Raw genomic sequence first — 14812 nt, 5'->3', positions numbered from 1 at the left:
CGACACCATGTCGGCGCGGTATGCGCCGGAGGAGGACGAAGTGCGCAAACTGCTGCCGCTGCTGAGCACGAACCCGCACGGAGGCGGTCGTTCCGCCCTCACCTGCCGGTTCCGCTGCGGTGACGCCTGCTTCCACGAGGTGCCCAACACCAGCGACAACGAGTACGTCGGCGACGTCATAGCCGGCGTGCTCTCCCGCCGTTCCGCGCTCCGCGCCGCCGCCGTCGTGACCGTCGCCTCCGCCGTCGGCGGGGCCGTGGCCGTCGGGAACGCCCCGGAGGCCGTCGCCGCCCAGCCGCAGAAGCCGGCCGACGGCGCCCGCGGTCTGCGTTTCGAGCCCGTCGCGCCCAACACCGACGACCGGGTCACCGTCCCCGCCGGGTACGAGCAGAACGTGGTCATCCGCTGGGGCGAGCCCATCCTCCGCGGCGCGCCCGCCTTCGACTCCGAGAACCAGACCGCGAAGGCGCAGGCCGGCCAGTTCGGCTACAACAACGACTTCCTCTCCCTGCTGCCGCTGCGCGGGGAGCACCACCGCCAGGTCCTCGTCGCCAACCACGAGTACACCGACGAAGTGCTCATGTTCCGCGGGTACGACGCCGAGAACCCGACCCGCGAGCAGGTCGAGATCGCCTGGGCCGCGCACGGCCTCTCCGTCGTCGTGGTCCAGGAGGAGTACCGCACCGGCAAGCTCACGCCCGTCACCCGCCACCACCTCAACCGGCGGCTGCACACCACCAGCGAGTTCGAGCTCACCGGGCCCGTCGCCGGCAGCGCGCTCGTGAAGACGTCCGCCGACCCGGCCGGCCGCACCGTCCTCGGCACGCTCAACAACTGCGCCGGCGGCACCACCCCGTGGGGCACCACCCTCCACGGCGAGGAGAACTTCAACCAGTACTTCGCCAACGGCTCCTCCGTCACCGACAAGCGGTACGGCATGGTCGCCGGTGCCTCCGAGCGCAAGTGGGAGCGGTTCGACAAGCGCTTCGACCTCGCCCAGGAGCCCAACGAGGCGCACCGCTTCGGCTGGGTCGTCGAGCTCGACCCGTACGACCCGGAGTCCACGCCCCGCAAGCGCACCGCGCTCGGCCGCTTCAAGCACGAGGCCGCGCAGCCCCGGCTCACCGAGGACGGCCGTCCGGTCGTCTACATGGGTGACGACGAGCGGTTCGACTACTTCTACAAGTTCGTGTCGAGCAAGCGGATGAAGAAGGGCTCGTCGCGGGCCGCGCGCGAGCACAACCTCACGCTTCTCGACGAGGGCACCCTCTACGTCGCCAAGCTGACCGGCGACTCCCCGGCCGCCGAGATCGACGGCACCGGCAAGCTGCCCTCCGACGGCGAGTTCGACGGCTCCGGCGTGTGGATCCCGCTCGCCACGGCCGGCCCCGACGGCGCCGTCTCGCACGTGCCCGGCATGACCGCCGAGGAGGTGTTCGTCTTCACCCGCCTCGCCGGTGACAAGGTCGGCGCCACCAAGATGGACCGGCCCGAGGACGTCGAGCCCTCGCCCCGCAGCGGTCGGGTCTACGTCGCCCTCACCAACAACAAGGACCGCGGCAAGGCCGGCAAGGCGCCCGCCGACGAGGCCAACCCGCGCAACCTCAACAAGCACGGGCAGATCCTGGAGCTCGCCGAGCACTGGGACGACCCGTCCTCCGACGGCTTCGCCTGGCGGCTGTTCCTGGTCGCCGGCGACCCGAACGACCCGGCCACCTACTTCGCGGGCTTCCCCAAGGAGCGGGTCTCCCCGATCTCCTGCCCGGACAACGTGGCCTTCGACCCGCACGGCAACCTGTGGATCTCGACCGACGGCAACCAGCTCGGCTCGCACGACGGCTTGTTCGGCGTCGCCACGCGCGGCGAGCGGCGTGGTGAGCTCAAGCAGTTCCTGACCGTGCCGGCCGGCGCCGAGACCTGCGGACCGATCGTCCAGGACCGCCGCGTCCTCGTCTCCGTGCAGCACCCGGGCGAGGTCGACGGCGCCTCCGTCGAGAAGCCCGCCTCCGTCTGGCCCGACGGGCCGGGGAAGATCGTCCGCCCGTCGGTCGTCGCCGTGTGGCGCGCGGACGGCCGCGACATCGGCGTCTGAGGCGTCCGGTCCGGTGAACCAGGGGCCTGGGAGGGGGGTCATCCCACTCCCAGGCCCTCCCTGAACCTCGTGAACTGCTCCTCCGGGTCGCCGGTGTACGACCACGGCACCCACGCCGCACGCCTGCCCAGCATGCCCATCAGCTCCCGGGCGATCTCCACCTGGCCCGCGTAGCAGGCCGCGTGCGCCAGGAAGTTGAGGTCGCCGACCTCTTCCGGGGCCACCGGGCGCTCCGGGTCCCGCCCGCCGATCCAGCGCGCGTGGGTGCGGCGCAGCTCGGTCACCGCCAGTTCGTGCTTCCAGTGCTGGTCGAAGCCGCGCACCGGGCCCCGGCCGAGCGCCCCGTCCGCGATGTACCGGTACTCCTCGACCCGGGCCACCTGCACCAGGACCGGCAGCGGCGAGCCGGGGGGCGCCACGCCCGCCGCGTCGCGCGCGAAGTCGTACATGCTGCCGTGCGTGCCGTGCCACCGCGCCGACCAGTAGCGGAGCACCTGGATGTGGCCCTCGGTGTTGTACGGGTCGCGGCGCCGCAACTCGTCGAACCAGTGGCGCAGTTCGCGGCGCGGCACCCCGCCCTCGTACAGCCTGGCCACCGAGAGCAGCGACACCCAGGGCATCGGGTCGGCCGGTGCGGCCTCGGCCGCGCTCCGGCAGGCGTCGACGGCGGTGTCGATCCTGCCCCGTTCGACGGCGGCGCCCCGGCCGGCCGCGATGGCCGCGTCGAAGACCCGGACCACCTCGGTCGCGGCCCGCAGCACGGCGGCGTCGGGGTTGCCGGGCTCGGCGGCCCGCCAGGTCTCGACGGTGGAGCTGCCGGCGGCGGCGTGCGAGAGGAGCCGCAGCCGGTGGGTGCGGCGCGCCCAGTCCGTGCCGGTGGCGGCGAGCAGGTCCCGTACGCCCTGCCAGCGGCCGATGACGATGTCGTGGCGCGCCTCGGTCAGCGCGCGGTCCCCGAAGTCCGGGTCGAAATCGGGCGCGAAGCGCTCCGGACGCGCCGGGCGCGCGGAGCGGCGGCGTACGGCCATCGGGGGCCTCCTTCGGGTTCGGCTGCCGTCAGAAGTCGCTGTGCGCGGAGGTTCGTGCGGGTCGGAAGTCGCTGTGCGCGGGGAGGCGCGGGTCAGAAGTCCGTCGCGTAGCCCTTGTCGCGGGGACCCGTGCGCGGGCGGGTGGCCGGGGCCGAGCCCTCCGCCGCCGCGAGCGCGCGGACCGCGTCGAGGCGGGCCGGTCGGTAGTAGTCGCTGCCCTTCCGCCAGTACACGAGCAGCGGGACCACGCCGACGAGCAGGCCGCCGAGGCCGATGGTGAGGGCGGTCGTGGAGAGTTCGCCGAGGGACTCGACGAAGGCCCAGAGCATGAACGCGGAGCCGAGCAGCGGCCAGAGGCCGCCGAGGACCAGGTTCCGTGCGGAGCGGAACAGCACCGCCTTGTAGGCGACGACGGCGGCGATGCCCGCCAGGCCGTAGTAGAAGGCGATCTGGAGGCCGATCGCGGCGACGGCGTCGCTGAGGATCCGCTGCACCGAGCCGGCGGCCGCGGCCGCGCAGAACATCAGGAGGGCGGCGCCGCCGACGGCGGCGATCGCGACCCACGGGGTGTTCCAGCGGCGGTGCACGAGACCGAGCGCGGCCGGCAGGGTCCGGTCGCGGCCCATCGCGAAGAGCGAGCGGGTGACCTGGAGGAGGGTGGTCTCCAGGGTGGCGACGGTGGACAGCAGGACGGCCACGACGAGCAGCTTGCCGCCGACGCCGGGCCAGATCTCCTGGCCGAGGACGGCGAGGACGTTGGGCCCCGCGGAGCGGATCTCCTCCGCGCTCAGCAGGACGTTGACGGCGACGGTGAAGGCCTCGAAGAGGAGGAAGACGAAGCCGACGCCGACGAGCGCGGCGAGCCCGGCGGTGCGGCGGCTGTCACGGGTCTCCTCGCTGAGGTTGCTGGTGACGTCCCAGCCCCAGTAGTAGAACGCGGCGATCAGCGCCCCGGCGGCGAAGCCCTCGGGCCCGTCGAAGTGGTCGAGGGCGAACCAGGACCAGTCGAAGGCGGTGGCCCGGCCCCGGTGCGCGACGGCGGCCAGGACGAAGACGAGCAGGATCAGCATCTCGACGCCGGACATCACGAGTTGCGCCCGTACGGTGAGCCGGGCGCCGCCCAGCACGACGAGCAGCATCATCAGGAACCAGCCGGCGCCGACGGCCGCGGCGAGCGGGGTGTTCGCGGCGAGGTCCGGGTCGATCAGGGAGAGCGTGAGGGAGCCGGCGGGCAGCGAACCGGCCACCATGAACACGGTGGCGGCGAAGACGAGCGCCCAGCCGGAGAGGAAGCCGAGGAAGGGGTGGAGGGTGCGGCCCACCCAGGAGTACCCGGCACCGGCGTTGACGTCGATACGGCCCAGGCGGGCGTACGCGAGGACGATGCCGAGCATCGGTATCGCGCAGTAGAGCAGGGCGGCGGGCCCGGCGAGGCCGACCGCGCCGAAGAGGACGGCGGTGGTCGCGGCCAGCGAATAGGCGGGGGCGCTGCCGGCGACGGCCATCACGATCGTGTCGAAGGTACCGAGGACATTGGGCTGGAGCCCTCTGTTCGTGGTGGTGCGCATGGCGGGTCCTCGGGGGCGCGGGGGCTGAGGCAGGGCTGTGGCAGGGCTGAGTGGCCCGTCCGCCGGGCCGGTTGCCGGCGGGCGCGGATCACGTGAATCGAGCGCATCGTAGTCGCCCGGGTGGCTTCCGGTAACGGCGGTGGGGAAGGTTCCGTTCCGTGACCGCCGGTAAGTTCTCCCGCGCGCCCCCCGAGGGGGGTTCACCGCAGGTCGGGACCGGCGATGGCGCGGGCCGCGCTCACCTCCTGGCGGAGCGGAGCCAGCACTCCGTTCTCGTCGCCGGGGAGCTCCGCGCGGACCTCCACCAGGGTGTCCGTGCCGCGCAGTCCGTCGGCGAGCTCCTCCAACTCTCGCCGCACGGCGGCGACCTCCGCCGGGTCGGGCGCCCGGGCGCCGTGATCGACCCGGATCCGGGCGGCGGTCGTCGCGTCCACGATCCGCTCCACGGCGACGACGAGCGGCCACCAGGCGGCGGCGCGGGCGCCCGTCGGCGGCGGTTCGGTCAGGGCCCGCTGGAACTCCGAGCGGACGGTCGACAGGTCCCGGTAGAGCTTCCGGCGGGCCCGCAGCCGCCCGCCCTGGTCCGGGCCGGCCCCGTCGAACGCGCGGGCCACGTACGCGGCGGTGTCCGCGACCGCGTCCGCGAGCCGGTCCCCGATCCGGGTGTGCCAGGACTCCGGCCAGAGCAGGTAGCCGGCGACCAGCGCGATCCCGCAGCCGATGAGCGAGTCGTACAGCCGGGGCACGACGAGGCCGAAACCCTGGTGGTTGAGCGTGTCGGAGAGCAGCAGGATGACCGGGGTGATGGCCGCGGTCTGGAAGGCGTACCCCTTCGCGGAGAAGGCGGGGATGAGCGCCGCGAGCACCATCATCACCGGCACGTCCCACCAGCCGCGCGGCACCTCGGAGAGGACCAGGGCGGCCAGGAGCAGGCCGGCGGCGGTGCCGGCGGCGCGGAGCACGGCCCGGGAGAAGACCGAGCCGAAGTCGGGCTTCATGACGAAGGTGACGGTGAGGGCGACCCAGTACGAGCGGGGGACGGGGATCAGGGAGACGAAGGCCTGCGCGATGCCGATGCAGAGCGCCAGGCGCAGGCCGTACCGCCAGGACGCCTCGGAGAGCAGGACCGCGCGGGCGGCGCGGCGGGCCCGGACGCGGAGGGCGGCGGGGCGGCCGAGGCGGTCGTCGACGCCGTACGGATCGGGGTCCGCCTCGTGGACGACGGCCGCCGCGTGCCGCAGGGCGTGGTCGACGGCCCTCTCGGCCGGGCGCTCGGGCACCGGCAGGTCCAGGACGGGGGTGCCCGTGCGGCCCTCCTCGACGGCGTCCGCGAGTCCCCGCACCGCCGCCGGGACCGCCGGGGACAGCGGGCCGATCAGCCGGGCCCTCAGATGCGCGGCGGGGGCGGCCTCGACGAGCGGGATGACGACGTTGAGCTGGGCCAGGATCCGCACCAGCGGGGCGGCGCGGCCGTGCTGGCGGGCCCGGCGGGCGAGGACCAGGTCGTACGACTGGTTGAGCGATGCGGTGACGGCCTGCCGCTTCTCGTCGTACGCCTCCGTGCCGGTCGCCTCGTACAGCTCGGCGACGGCCCGGTACGTCGCCGCCACGGCCTCCCGCTCGGGGGCGGCGCGGCGCATCGGCCAGCCGAGGAGGGCGAGGACGAGGACGAACAGTCCGCCCAGGGCGAGGAGGACGGGCGCCTTCCACCACGGGTCGGGCATGGGCAGGCCCGCGCCGACGACGGCGTTGAGCAGCAGGAGCAGGCCGGAGACGGAGGCGACCGCGCCGATCGAGGAGATCATCCCCGAGACGAGGGCGACGGCGGTCAGGACGGCGACGGCGAGCCAGCCCTGCCCGAAGACGAGGGTCCCCAGGGTGACGCCGAGCGCGCCGAACGCCTGTGGCACCGCGATGTTGAAGACCCGCATCCGGTAGGCGTCCGCGGTGTCGCCGATGACACCGGAGAGCGCGCCCATCGAGACCAGCGCCCCGTACGCCGGCTGCCCCGCCGCCAGGCCGACGGCGAGCGGCGCGGACAGGGCGACGGAGGCCCGGCCGACGGCGGCCCAGGGGATCGGGGCGGGGGCCGGCTTCAGGCCGGCGGTGAGCCAGGCGGGTGGGGTGATCCGTGGGGGCCGAGCCATGCGACCAACGTACGCCGCGCCCACGAGGCCCCGCCGCCCGCCGCGACCGGTCGCTCCGTTGCCCGGCGCCCCCCCCGCACCTCCTTGGCAGGCGGCCGCTCCGCCGGGGCGGTGCCCGTCCCCGCGCCCCCGTTGTGGCTCGCCCCGCCGGGCGGCGCCCACCCGTCGCACCCCCGTTGTGGGCAGGCGTTCCGCTGGGGCGGCGCCCACCCCTCGCGCCCCCGTTGTGGGCAGGCGTTCCGCTGGGCGGAACGGGTGGGCACAACGGAACGGCGCCCCTTGCCGGGCCCAGGCTCCCGCGCCTGAACCCGCACCCCGTGCACAGCGCCCTGTCGGTGCGGGTCCGGGCGCGGAACGCGGAGGCGCCGCTATGGGCGCCGTCCCGTGTGCCCACCCGTCCCGCCCCGCGGGACGACTGCCCACACGGGGCGGGGGCGCGGCCCGTCCCGCCGGGTGCGGCCACCGCGCGGGTGGGTGCGTCAGTTGCGGTAGGACTCGACCTCGGCGGCCGGGCGGAGGGCCGCCGTGTCCGGGTCCTCCCCGAATTCGGCCTTCGCGCGCCGCTGCCGCAGCAGGTCCCAGCACTGGTCGAGGCGTACCTCGAGCTCCGCGAGGCGGGTGCGTTCCTCCGGGAGGAGCCCGCCGGTGCGCTGCCGCAGGGTGCGTTCCTCCTCGACGAGGGCGCCGATGTCGTCCAGGATCTCGTCGTTGTCCATGCCTTCAGCGTGGCGGATCGGCGCGCGCCGCGCAGGTCGAGACCGGCGAGGACGGCGCGGTGGTCGGAGCCGTCGAGGTCGGGGAGCCTGGGGCCGGCGAGCAGGACGGGGAGTCCCGCCGGGACGGTGGGCCGGGGGAGGAAGGAGAGCAGCCGGGGACGGGGATGACGGCGTCCGTGTCGAGCGCCCGGCACGCGGTGGTCACGGCGGCCACGAGCGGGAGCAGCCCCGCGGCCCAGGCGGCGGGTCGGCGCCTGGGCCGGAGGGGCGGCGGGCCGGATGCCGCCTGTTCGGCGTGTGTGTGCGTCGCCGGCTCCGCGGGTTCCGCGGCGGGCGCTCGGTCCACGCGCCTCAGTGGCGCAGGGCCTGCGCGATCTCCGCCTTCGTCGCGCCCGAGAGGGTCCGGTTGCTGCGTGCCGTGCCGGTCTTGGACTTCCCGGGTGCGACGCCGCTGATGCTCAGGACGACGGCGTCGAGCAGATTGCCCTCGCCGTCACGGAAGTTGACCATGATCGTGTAGTCGGCGTTCTTGTCCTTGGGGTTGGTCGCGGTGATCTCGGCGACCGTGCGGTCCCCGTCGGTGCTCGTCGCCCCGGCGCGTACGTCGCCGGTGGCGTCCACCCCGTCCTTGACCTCGTTCATCTTCTCCTGGGCGGCCGAGGCGACGGCCGCCGTGGCGGAGGAGACGATCTGGCCCGCCTTGTCCGTGGCGGCGTCGCAGCCGGTGAGGGCGAGGAGCGTGGTGGCGGCGAGGGCGATTCCGGTTCCTCGTTTCATGGGCCGGCGTCTCAGAACCGCTCGTCCCGGCCGTACGCCTCGTCCGTGGCCAGTGCCCAGATCACGAAGATCGAGACGGCCATGGAGAAGAGCGCCCACCACGGCTGGTAGGGCAGGAAGAGGAACTGGAAGAGGATGTTGAGGGAGGCCAGGGAGATGCCGGCGACCCGGCCCCATCCGGCGCCCTTGAGGATGCCGTAGCCGGTGATGACGACGATGACGCCGAGGATCAGGTGGATCCATCCCCAGGTGGTGAGGTTGAACTTGAAGACGTAGTCGCCGATCCGGGTGTAGACGTCGTCCTCGGCGATGCCGGCGATGCCCTGGAAGACGCTCATGAAGCCGGTGACCAGCATGAGGACGCCGGCGAAGAGGGTGCCGCCGGCTGCCCAGGCGCCGGCGGTGCTCGGCTGGGTGCCCGCCTTGCGGGGTGCGGTGTTCTGGCTCATGGCCCCATCGTCGGGGCGTTCGTACGTTTCCGAACTTTCAACTGGGCCGGACGAGTGAGCGGAGGAAGGCGTCGAGGGCCGCGTCGAACTCCTCGGGCCGCTCCAGGTTGGGCAGGTGCGCGGCCCGCTCGATCACGGTGAGCGTCGAGTGGGGGAGCAGGGCGTGCATCTCCTCCGCGTCCGCCACCGGGGTGTACGTGTCGTCGCGGCCGACGACGACGAGCGCGGGGACCGCGACGGCGGCGAGGGTCTCCCGGTAGTCGGGGCGCTCGGCCCGGCCGCGCAGGGCGGCCGCCGCGGCGACCGGGTCGGTGGCGCACATCATGCGGTGGACGTGCGGCGCGGCGTGCGTGTTGTACGGGGCGACCATCCGGTCCAGCACCTCGTCGGCGTATCCGCGCATGCCCTCCCGCAGGAGCCGGTCGGCCATGGCGTTGCGGGCCTTCCTGCCCTCCTCGGTCTCGGCCGCCGGAAAGGTGTCGGCGAGGACGAGGCCCCGGACCCGCTCGGGGTGACGGCGGACGAGTTCCATGGCGATCTGACCGCCCATGGAGAGGCCCGCGACGACGCAGTCGTCGATCCCCAGATCGTCGAGGAGGTCGACCAGGTCCTCGGCGAAGTCGCCGAGGCCGATGACCTCGGTCTCGGCGCCCGGCGGGGTGATGCCGTAGCCACGCAGATCGGGGGCGATCACCCGGTGGGTGGGGGAGAAGCGGTCGATCTGGGGCTGCCACATGGTGTGGTCGAAGGGGTGGCCGTGGACGAGGAGGAGGGCGGGGCCGGAACCCTGGTCCTCGAAGTGGAGCCGGGTGGCGAGGGTGTCGGTGAAGCGCATGACCGCAGGCTAGGCAGCCCCAACTGCTCGGTGCAATAAGATCTTTGCTCTCGGTGCAATGGGGGGAGCGTGGGGCCCGTGGAGGAGTACCGGAGGATCGCGGACCGGGTCGAGGCCGCCGTACGGGACGGGCGGCTGCGCCCCGGCGACCGGCTGCCGCCCCAGCGGGTCTTCGCCCGCCGCCACGGGATCGCGAACTCGACGGCGATCCGGGTGTACGGGGAACTGGCCCGCCGCGGACTCGTCGTCGGCGAGGTCGGTCGCGGCACCTTCGTCCGCGCCGCACCCCCGCTGCCCGGACCCGCGCTCGCCGAGGCGACCGGCGCCGCGCCCGTCGACCTCCAGCTCAACTACCCGTCCGCCGAGGGCCAGTCGGAGCTGATGGCCCGCGCGCTCACGGCGCTCGCCCGGCCCGACGTGCTCACCGAGGCCGTCTCCCGCCCGGCCCCCGCCGGCGGCGGCCCCGAGGCCCGGGAGGCGGCGGCCGCCGTCCTCGCCCGGCCCGGCTGGGCACCGGACCCCGACGGCGTCCTCTTCGCCGGGAACGCCCGCCAGGCCCTCGCCGCCGCGCTCTCCGCCCTCGTCCCGCCCGGCGGCCGCCTCGGCGTCGAAGCGCTCACGTACCCCCTGGTCAAAGCGGTCGCCGAACGGCTCAACATCCGGCTCGTCCCCCTCGCCCTCGACGCCGAAGGAGTACGCCCCGACTCCCTGGAGGCCGCCCACCGGGCCGCGCCCCTCGCCGCCGTCTACCTCCAGCCCACCCTGCACAACCCGCTCTCCACCACCACCGGCGAAGGACGGCGAGCCGAACTCGCCGAACTGCTCCGCCGCCTGGACCTCACGGCCGTCGAGGACACCACCTGGGCCTTCCTCGCCCCCGACGCGCCCGCCCCGCTCGCCGCGCACGCCCCCGAGCGGGTCCTCCTGGTCGACAGCCTCTCCAAGCGGCTCGCTCCCGGTCTGACGGTCGGCTACCTCGTGGTCCCCGCCCGGCTCCGTGCCGCGGCCGCCGACGCCCTGCGCTCCGGCGCCTGGACGGCCGGCGGGCTCGCCCTCGCCGCCGCCACCCGCTGGACCGGCGACGGCACCGTCGCGGAGGCCGTCGCCGCCAAGCGGGCCGACACCGGGGTCCGGCACGCCCTGCTCCGGCGACGGCTCGCCGGACACGCGCTCCGGACCTCCCCGCACGCCTACTACTGCTGGTGGGAGCTGCCCGCGCCCTGGCGCGCGGAGACCTTCACGGCGGCCGCCGCCGCACGCGCGGGCGTGGCGGTCACCCCCGGCAGCGCCTTCGCCGTCGGCCGCTCCGCCGCCCCCGACGCCGTCAGACTGGGCCTCGCGTCACCGCCGGTCGCGGTGCTGGACGAGGCCCTGGCCCGGCTGGCGGCGGTGGCGGCCGACGGGCCGTGATCCACTTGCGGGGCGCCGGGCGCGGGTGTGCCCTGGAGGGTGCGGGAACCGGGAACCAGGGGGGCCGGACACGAAGGAGCTCCTGCCATGGCCGCACACGCAGCGGCGCCCGCCCGGCGCCGAGTCAGCACGCACGGCTGGGGACTCCCGGTCACGATCGGCGTCCTGTACGGGTTCTACGCGGAGGTGAACGCCCGCGACGGCGGCGCGCTCAGCTGGGGACAGTTCTGGCTGGGCCTCGTCTCCGCCGTCGTCCTCGCCGTCGCGCTGTACGCCCTCCGGCGGTACGGCCGCGCCCTGCCCCGCGAGGCCCGCGCCGCCGCGTGGGGCGCCCTCGCCGGCATCGCGGTCGGCTTCCTGTACAGCGTCACCGGCGCGAGCATCTACTCGTCGGCGCTGCTGGGGGTGATCGTGGCCCTGGTCACGGGCGGCGCCGCGTTCTACCTCTTCTACACACACGAGGACGCGGCGGGCCACCCCGCTCCCTACTAGGCCCTCAGACGCACTGCCGGCGCCTGGTGGCCGACCCGGCGCCGGTAGTACGCCACGGCCACCGCCGCGAGCAACGGCGGCCAGGCCGCGAGGGGTGCGTAACAGGCGACGAGCACGGCGTCCTGGGCCGGTGAGACCGGGATGCCCGGGCCGAGGCCGGCGTACGCCGCGTACACCCCCCAGGCGGCGATCGCGCACAGGCCGGCCGCGCCGGCGAGGGCGGTCCCGGCCGCGGCGGCCGGGTTCACCCGGCGTCCGCCGAGGAAGGGCGTCCACCGCGGGAACACCTCGCCCCAGGGGCGGACGAGCCCGAGCGTCAGGAACGCCAGCAGCTCGGACACGACGCTGAGGGAGACGACGTAGACGCCCTCGCCGAGCCCCATCGTGCCGTCGGCCGCGTCCAGGGTGACCGGGAGCCCGGAGACGAGCGCGAGCCGCCACAGGCCCGAGGGCAGGACGAGCAGGGGGACGGCATGGGCGGCGACGGCGGCCCAACGGGGCACGTCGGGAAGGGATTTGATCCTCGGCATGCGTCCAGCGTCCCGCCCGGACCCACCCCGGCACGTCGGCCCGGCGGCTCGACCTCCTCCGCCGCGCGGGGGAGACGGACTCGTCCTCCGGGGCCGGCGTCCTCCCCGCGGTCAGGAGGCGGCCGCACGACCGCGACCGGCGGTCACCTGTCGCGCGGGGTGGTCTGCTGGACCGACCAGCGGTTGCCGTCGGGGTCGGAGAAGTAGACGAAGGAGCCCCACGGCCGGTCGTCGATCTCGCTGACCCCGATGCCCCGGGCGGTGAGGTCGGCGTGTGCCTTCTCGATGTCGGCGACGACCACCTGCATGTTGTCCAGGGAGCCCGGGGCCATCTCGGTGATGCCCTTGCCGAAGGCGATCGAGCAGGCCGAGCCGGGCGGGGTCATCTGGACGAAGCGGATCTCGTCGCTGACGGCCACGTCGTGGTCGGCGTGGAAGCCGACCTTCTCGTAGAAGGCCTTGGCCCGGTCGATGTCGGTGACGGGGACGCCGACCAGTTCGAGCTTGATGTCCATGGGGGCATCATGCGCCGTGCGGTGGTGAGCCGCACGGCGGCCCGGGAAGGGCTGCCCGGGCCGCCCGGCGGGCCGCCGGGTCCCTCAGTCCAGGCGCAGGTCCGCGAGCTGCTTCTCGAAGGGGACGATCTCGTCGTCCTCCGCGCGCCGCGCCGGCCTCCCCGCCACCGTGTCCGCGAACTCGTTCCCGGCGCGGATGATCCGGGCCGGCAGGCCCTCCGTGTACTCGTCGCCGCCGGAGCCCCAGTCCTCGGAGGCCGCGTAGACCGCGGTGGGGACGACGAGGGCCCGCAGGTAGGCGAAGAGGGGCCGCAGGGCGTGGTCGAGGACGAGGGAGTGGCGGGCCGTGCCGCCCGTCGCGGCGACGAGGACCGGGGTTCCCGTGAGCGCCGCCGGGTCGATCAGGTCGAAGAAGGACTTGAACAGGCCGCTGTAGGAGGCGGTGAAGACGGGGGTCACCGCGATGACCCCGTCCGCGCCCGTGACCTTGTCGATCGCCTCCTGGAGCGCGGCCGAGGGGAAGCCCGTCACGAAGTTCTTCGCGATGTCGACGGCGAGGTCGCGCAGTTCGACGACCTCGACGTCGACGGCGTACTCCTGCTCGGCCAGCCGGTACCGGGCCGCCTGGAGCAGCCGGTCGGCGAGGAGCCGGGTGGAGGAGGGCGCGCTGAGTCCGGCGGACACGGCGACCAGCTTCAACGTCTGCATGGGGTCAGACCTCCTCGGTCGTGGTCGTGCGGGTGACGGCGGGGTGGAGCGGGGCGGTCTCCGGCACTCCGGCGGGCCGCAGGTTCGCGAACTCCTTGCGCAGCACCGGGACGACCTCCTCGCCGAGCAGGTCGAGCTGTTCCAGGACCGTCTTGAGGGGCAGTCCGGCGTGGTCGATCAGGAACAGCTGGCGCTGGTAGTCGCCGACGTACTCGCGGAAGGACAGGGTGCGCTCGATGACCTCCTGCGGGGAGCCGACGGTCAGCGGGGTCTCGCGGCTGAACTCCTCCAGGGAGGGGCCGTGGCCGTAGACGGGCGCGTTGTCGAAGTACGGGCGGAACTCCCGTACCGCGTCCTGCGAGTTCTTCCGCAGGAAGACCTGGCCGCCGAGGCCGACGATGGCCTGCTCGGGGGTGCCGTGGCCGTAGTGCGCGTACCGCTGGCGGTAGAGCCGGACCATCTTCTCGGTGTGCTGCTTGGGCCAGAAGATGTGGTTCGCGAAGAAGCCGTCGCCGTAGTAGGCGGCCTGTTCGGCGATCTCGGGGGAGCGGATGGAGCCGTGCCAGACGAACGGCGGGACGCCGTCGAGCGGGCGCGGGGTGGACGTGAAGCCCTGGAGGGCGCTGCGGAACTTGCCCTCCCAGTCGACCACGTCCTCCCTCCACAGCTTGTGGAGGAGCGCGTAGTTCTCGATGGCGAGCGGGATGCCCTGGCGGATGTCCTGGCCGAACCACGGGTAGACCGGGCCGGTGTTGCCGCGGCCCATCATCAGGTCGACGCGGCCGTCGGCGAGGTGCTGGAGGGTCGCGTAGTCCTCGGCGATCTTCACCGGGTCGTTGGTGGTGATCAGGGTGGTCGAGGTCGACAGGATCAGGTTCTCCGTGCGGGCGGCTATGTGCCCGAGGAGCGTCGTCGGGGAGGACGGGACGAACGGCGGGTTGTGGTGCTCGCCGGTCGCGAAGACGTCGAGTCCGACCTCTTCCGCCTTGAGCGCGATCGCGACGGTGTTCTTGATGCGCTCGTGCTCGGTGGGGGTGCGGCCGGTGGTGGGGTCGGTCGTCACGTCGCCGACGGTGAAGATCCCGAACTGCATCGTGCTCACCTCTCGCGGTTCTGGCTAGTGGTTGAAGCTTAAACTATTACCTCGAACGGCGCGACCCCCTCCCCTATTCCGGCCGCCCGTACCCTGGACCGCATGACCGAGAAGACGGCCCCGTGACCGGGAAGACCCACGACGACGAGCGCTGGAAGGAGCGGGGCGTGATGCTCCGCGTCTTCGTGTACGTCTTCGCGACCCACGCCTTCGCAGGCTTCGTCTGGCTCCTCTTCTACGTGGGGCAGAACGCCCAGAAGTGAGGGCCGCCACGTGCCGCCCACCTGCGGCCCTCACGTAGAGTCCCCGACGTGAACGCTGCGATATCGGTGGTGTCGGTCGTGGGGATCGGCGCGGACGGCTGGGACGGGCTCCCCGAGATCGCCCGCCGCGCCCTGCGCGCCGCCGAGGGCCTGCTCGGCGCCCCCCGCCAGCCCGGCCTCCCCCCGGGG

General features: G+C 74.0%; 15 protein-coding genes. 4 read left to right on the top strand and 11 right to left on the bottom strand.

All coding sequences use genetic code 11. The features are described 5' to 3' along the window. Positions 1-40 precede the first annotated feature (40 nt). Positions 41-2092: a PhoX family phosphatase gene (locus K7G60_RS29870; RefSeq protein ID WP_225804086.1), complete on the top strand. Its 2052-nt coding sequence runs from the start codon at positions 41-43 to the stop codon at positions 2090-2092. Positions 2093-2130: 38 nt separating this feature from the next. Here the strand turns inward: K7G60_RS29870 and K7G60_RS29865 are convergent, their stop codons facing one another. From K7G60_RS29865 to K7G60_RS29835, 7 genes are all read right to left on the bottom strand, one after another. After that, entirely contained in the window at positions 2131-3120 is a 990-nt protein-coding gene (locus K7G60_RS29865; RefSeq protein ID WP_225804085.1) for a hypothetical protein, read from the bottom strand. A gap of 92 nt (positions 3121-3212) precedes the next feature. Beyond that, positions 3213-4688: an APC family permease gene (locus tag K7G60_RS29860; protein WP_225804084.1), complete on the bottom strand. Its 1476-nt coding sequence runs from the start codon at positions 4686-4688 to the stop codon at positions 3213-3215. Positions 4689-4888: 200 nt separating this feature from the next. Then, complete coding sequence (locus K7G60_RS29855; RefSeq protein WP_225804083.1) at positions 4889-6835, bottom strand: FUSC family protein; 1947 nt, start codon at positions 6833-6835, stop codon at positions 4889-4891. Positions 6836-7314: 479 nt separating this feature from the next. Next, complete coding sequence (locus K7G60_RS29850) at positions 7315-7551, bottom strand: DUF2630 family protein (RefSeq protein ID WP_225804082.1); 237 nt, start codon at positions 7549-7551, stop codon at positions 7315-7317. A 351-nt stretch (positions 7552-7902) separates the two neighbouring features. Continuing rightward, entirely contained in the window at positions 7903-8328 is a 426-nt protein-coding gene (locus tag K7G60_RS29845) for a hypothetical protein (RefSeq protein WP_225804081.1), read from the bottom strand. 11 nt (positions 8329-8339) lie between these two features. Continuing rightward, the gene (locus K7G60_RS29840) at positions 8340-8777 is read right to left on the bottom strand and encodes a hypothetical protein (RefSeq protein WP_225804080.1); all 438 of its coding nucleotides are present in this window, start codon (positions 8775-8777) and stop codon (positions 8340-8342) included. A gap of 37 nt (positions 8778-8814) precedes the next feature. Then, on the bottom strand, positions 8815-9612 hold the full coding sequence (locus K7G60_RS29835; protein ID WP_225804079.1) for an alpha/beta fold hydrolase: 798 nt from the start codon (positions 9610-9612) through the stop codon (positions 8815-8817). A gap of 78 nt (positions 9613-9690) precedes the next feature. Here K7G60_RS29835 and K7G60_RS29830 point away from each other — a divergent pair, with 78 nt between their 5' ends. Both K7G60_RS29830 and K7G60_RS29825 read left to right on the top strand, forming a co-directional pair. Continuing rightward, positions 9691-11022 carry a PLP-dependent aminotransferase family protein gene (locus K7G60_RS29830; protein WP_225804078.1) on the top strand — a complete coding sequence of 444 codons (1332 nt, stop codon included), beginning with the start codon at positions 9691-9693 and terminating at the stop codon, positions 11020-11022. Positions 11023-11109: 87 nt separating this feature from the next. Continuing rightward, positions 11110-11514 carry a hypothetical protein gene (locus tag K7G60_RS29825; protein ID WP_225804077.1) on the top strand — a complete coding sequence of 135 codons (405 nt, stop codon included), beginning with the start codon at positions 11110-11112 and terminating at the stop codon, positions 11512-11514. Here K7G60_RS29825 and K7G60_RS29820 read toward each other — a convergent pair. The 4 genes from K7G60_RS29820 to K7G60_RS29805 form a co-directional block, all read right to left on the bottom strand. Further along, on the bottom strand, positions 11511-12044 hold the full coding sequence (locus K7G60_RS29820; RefSeq protein WP_225804076.1) for a hypothetical protein: 534 nt from the start codon (positions 12042-12044) through the stop codon (positions 11511-11513). The genes K7G60_RS29825 and K7G60_RS29820 overlap by 4 nt on opposite strands. Positions 12045-12187: 143 nt before the next feature. Continuing rightward, positions 12188-12559, bottom strand: a complete 372-nt coding sequence (locus tag K7G60_RS29815; protein WP_225804075.1) for a VOC family protein — start codon at positions 12557-12559, stop codon at positions 12188-12190. 84 nt (positions 12560-12643) lie between these two features. Then, positions 12644-13267, bottom strand: a complete 624-nt coding sequence (locus tag K7G60_RS29810; RefSeq protein WP_225804074.1) for an FMN reductase — start codon at positions 13265-13267, stop codon at positions 12644-12646. 4 nt (positions 13268-13271) lie between these two features. Beyond that, the gene (locus K7G60_RS29805) at positions 13272-14360 is read right to left on the bottom strand and encodes an LLM class flavin-dependent oxidoreductase (RefSeq protein ID WP_225804073.1); all 1089 of its coding nucleotides are present in this window, start codon (positions 14358-14360) and stop codon (positions 13272-13274) included. A gap of 122 nt (positions 14361-14482) precedes the next feature. Here K7G60_RS29805 and K7G60_RS29800 point away from each other — a divergent pair, with 122 nt between their 5' ends. Then, positions 14483-14623 carry a DUF6126 family protein gene (locus tag K7G60_RS29800; RefSeq protein WP_225804072.1) on the top strand — a complete coding sequence of 47 codons (141 nt, stop codon included), beginning with the start codon at positions 14483-14485 and terminating at the stop codon, positions 14621-14623. Positions 14624-14812: the final 189 nt, after the last annotated feature.

Origin of the sequence: Streptomyces sp. NK15101 (assembly GCF_020400725.1) — a bacterium.
Classification (GTDB): Bacteria; Actinomycetota; Actinomycetes; order Streptomycetales; family Streptomycetaceae; genus Streptomyces.
Note: the sequence above shows the minus strand (reverse complement) of the source record. Positions and strands in the feature narration are given on the sequence as shown.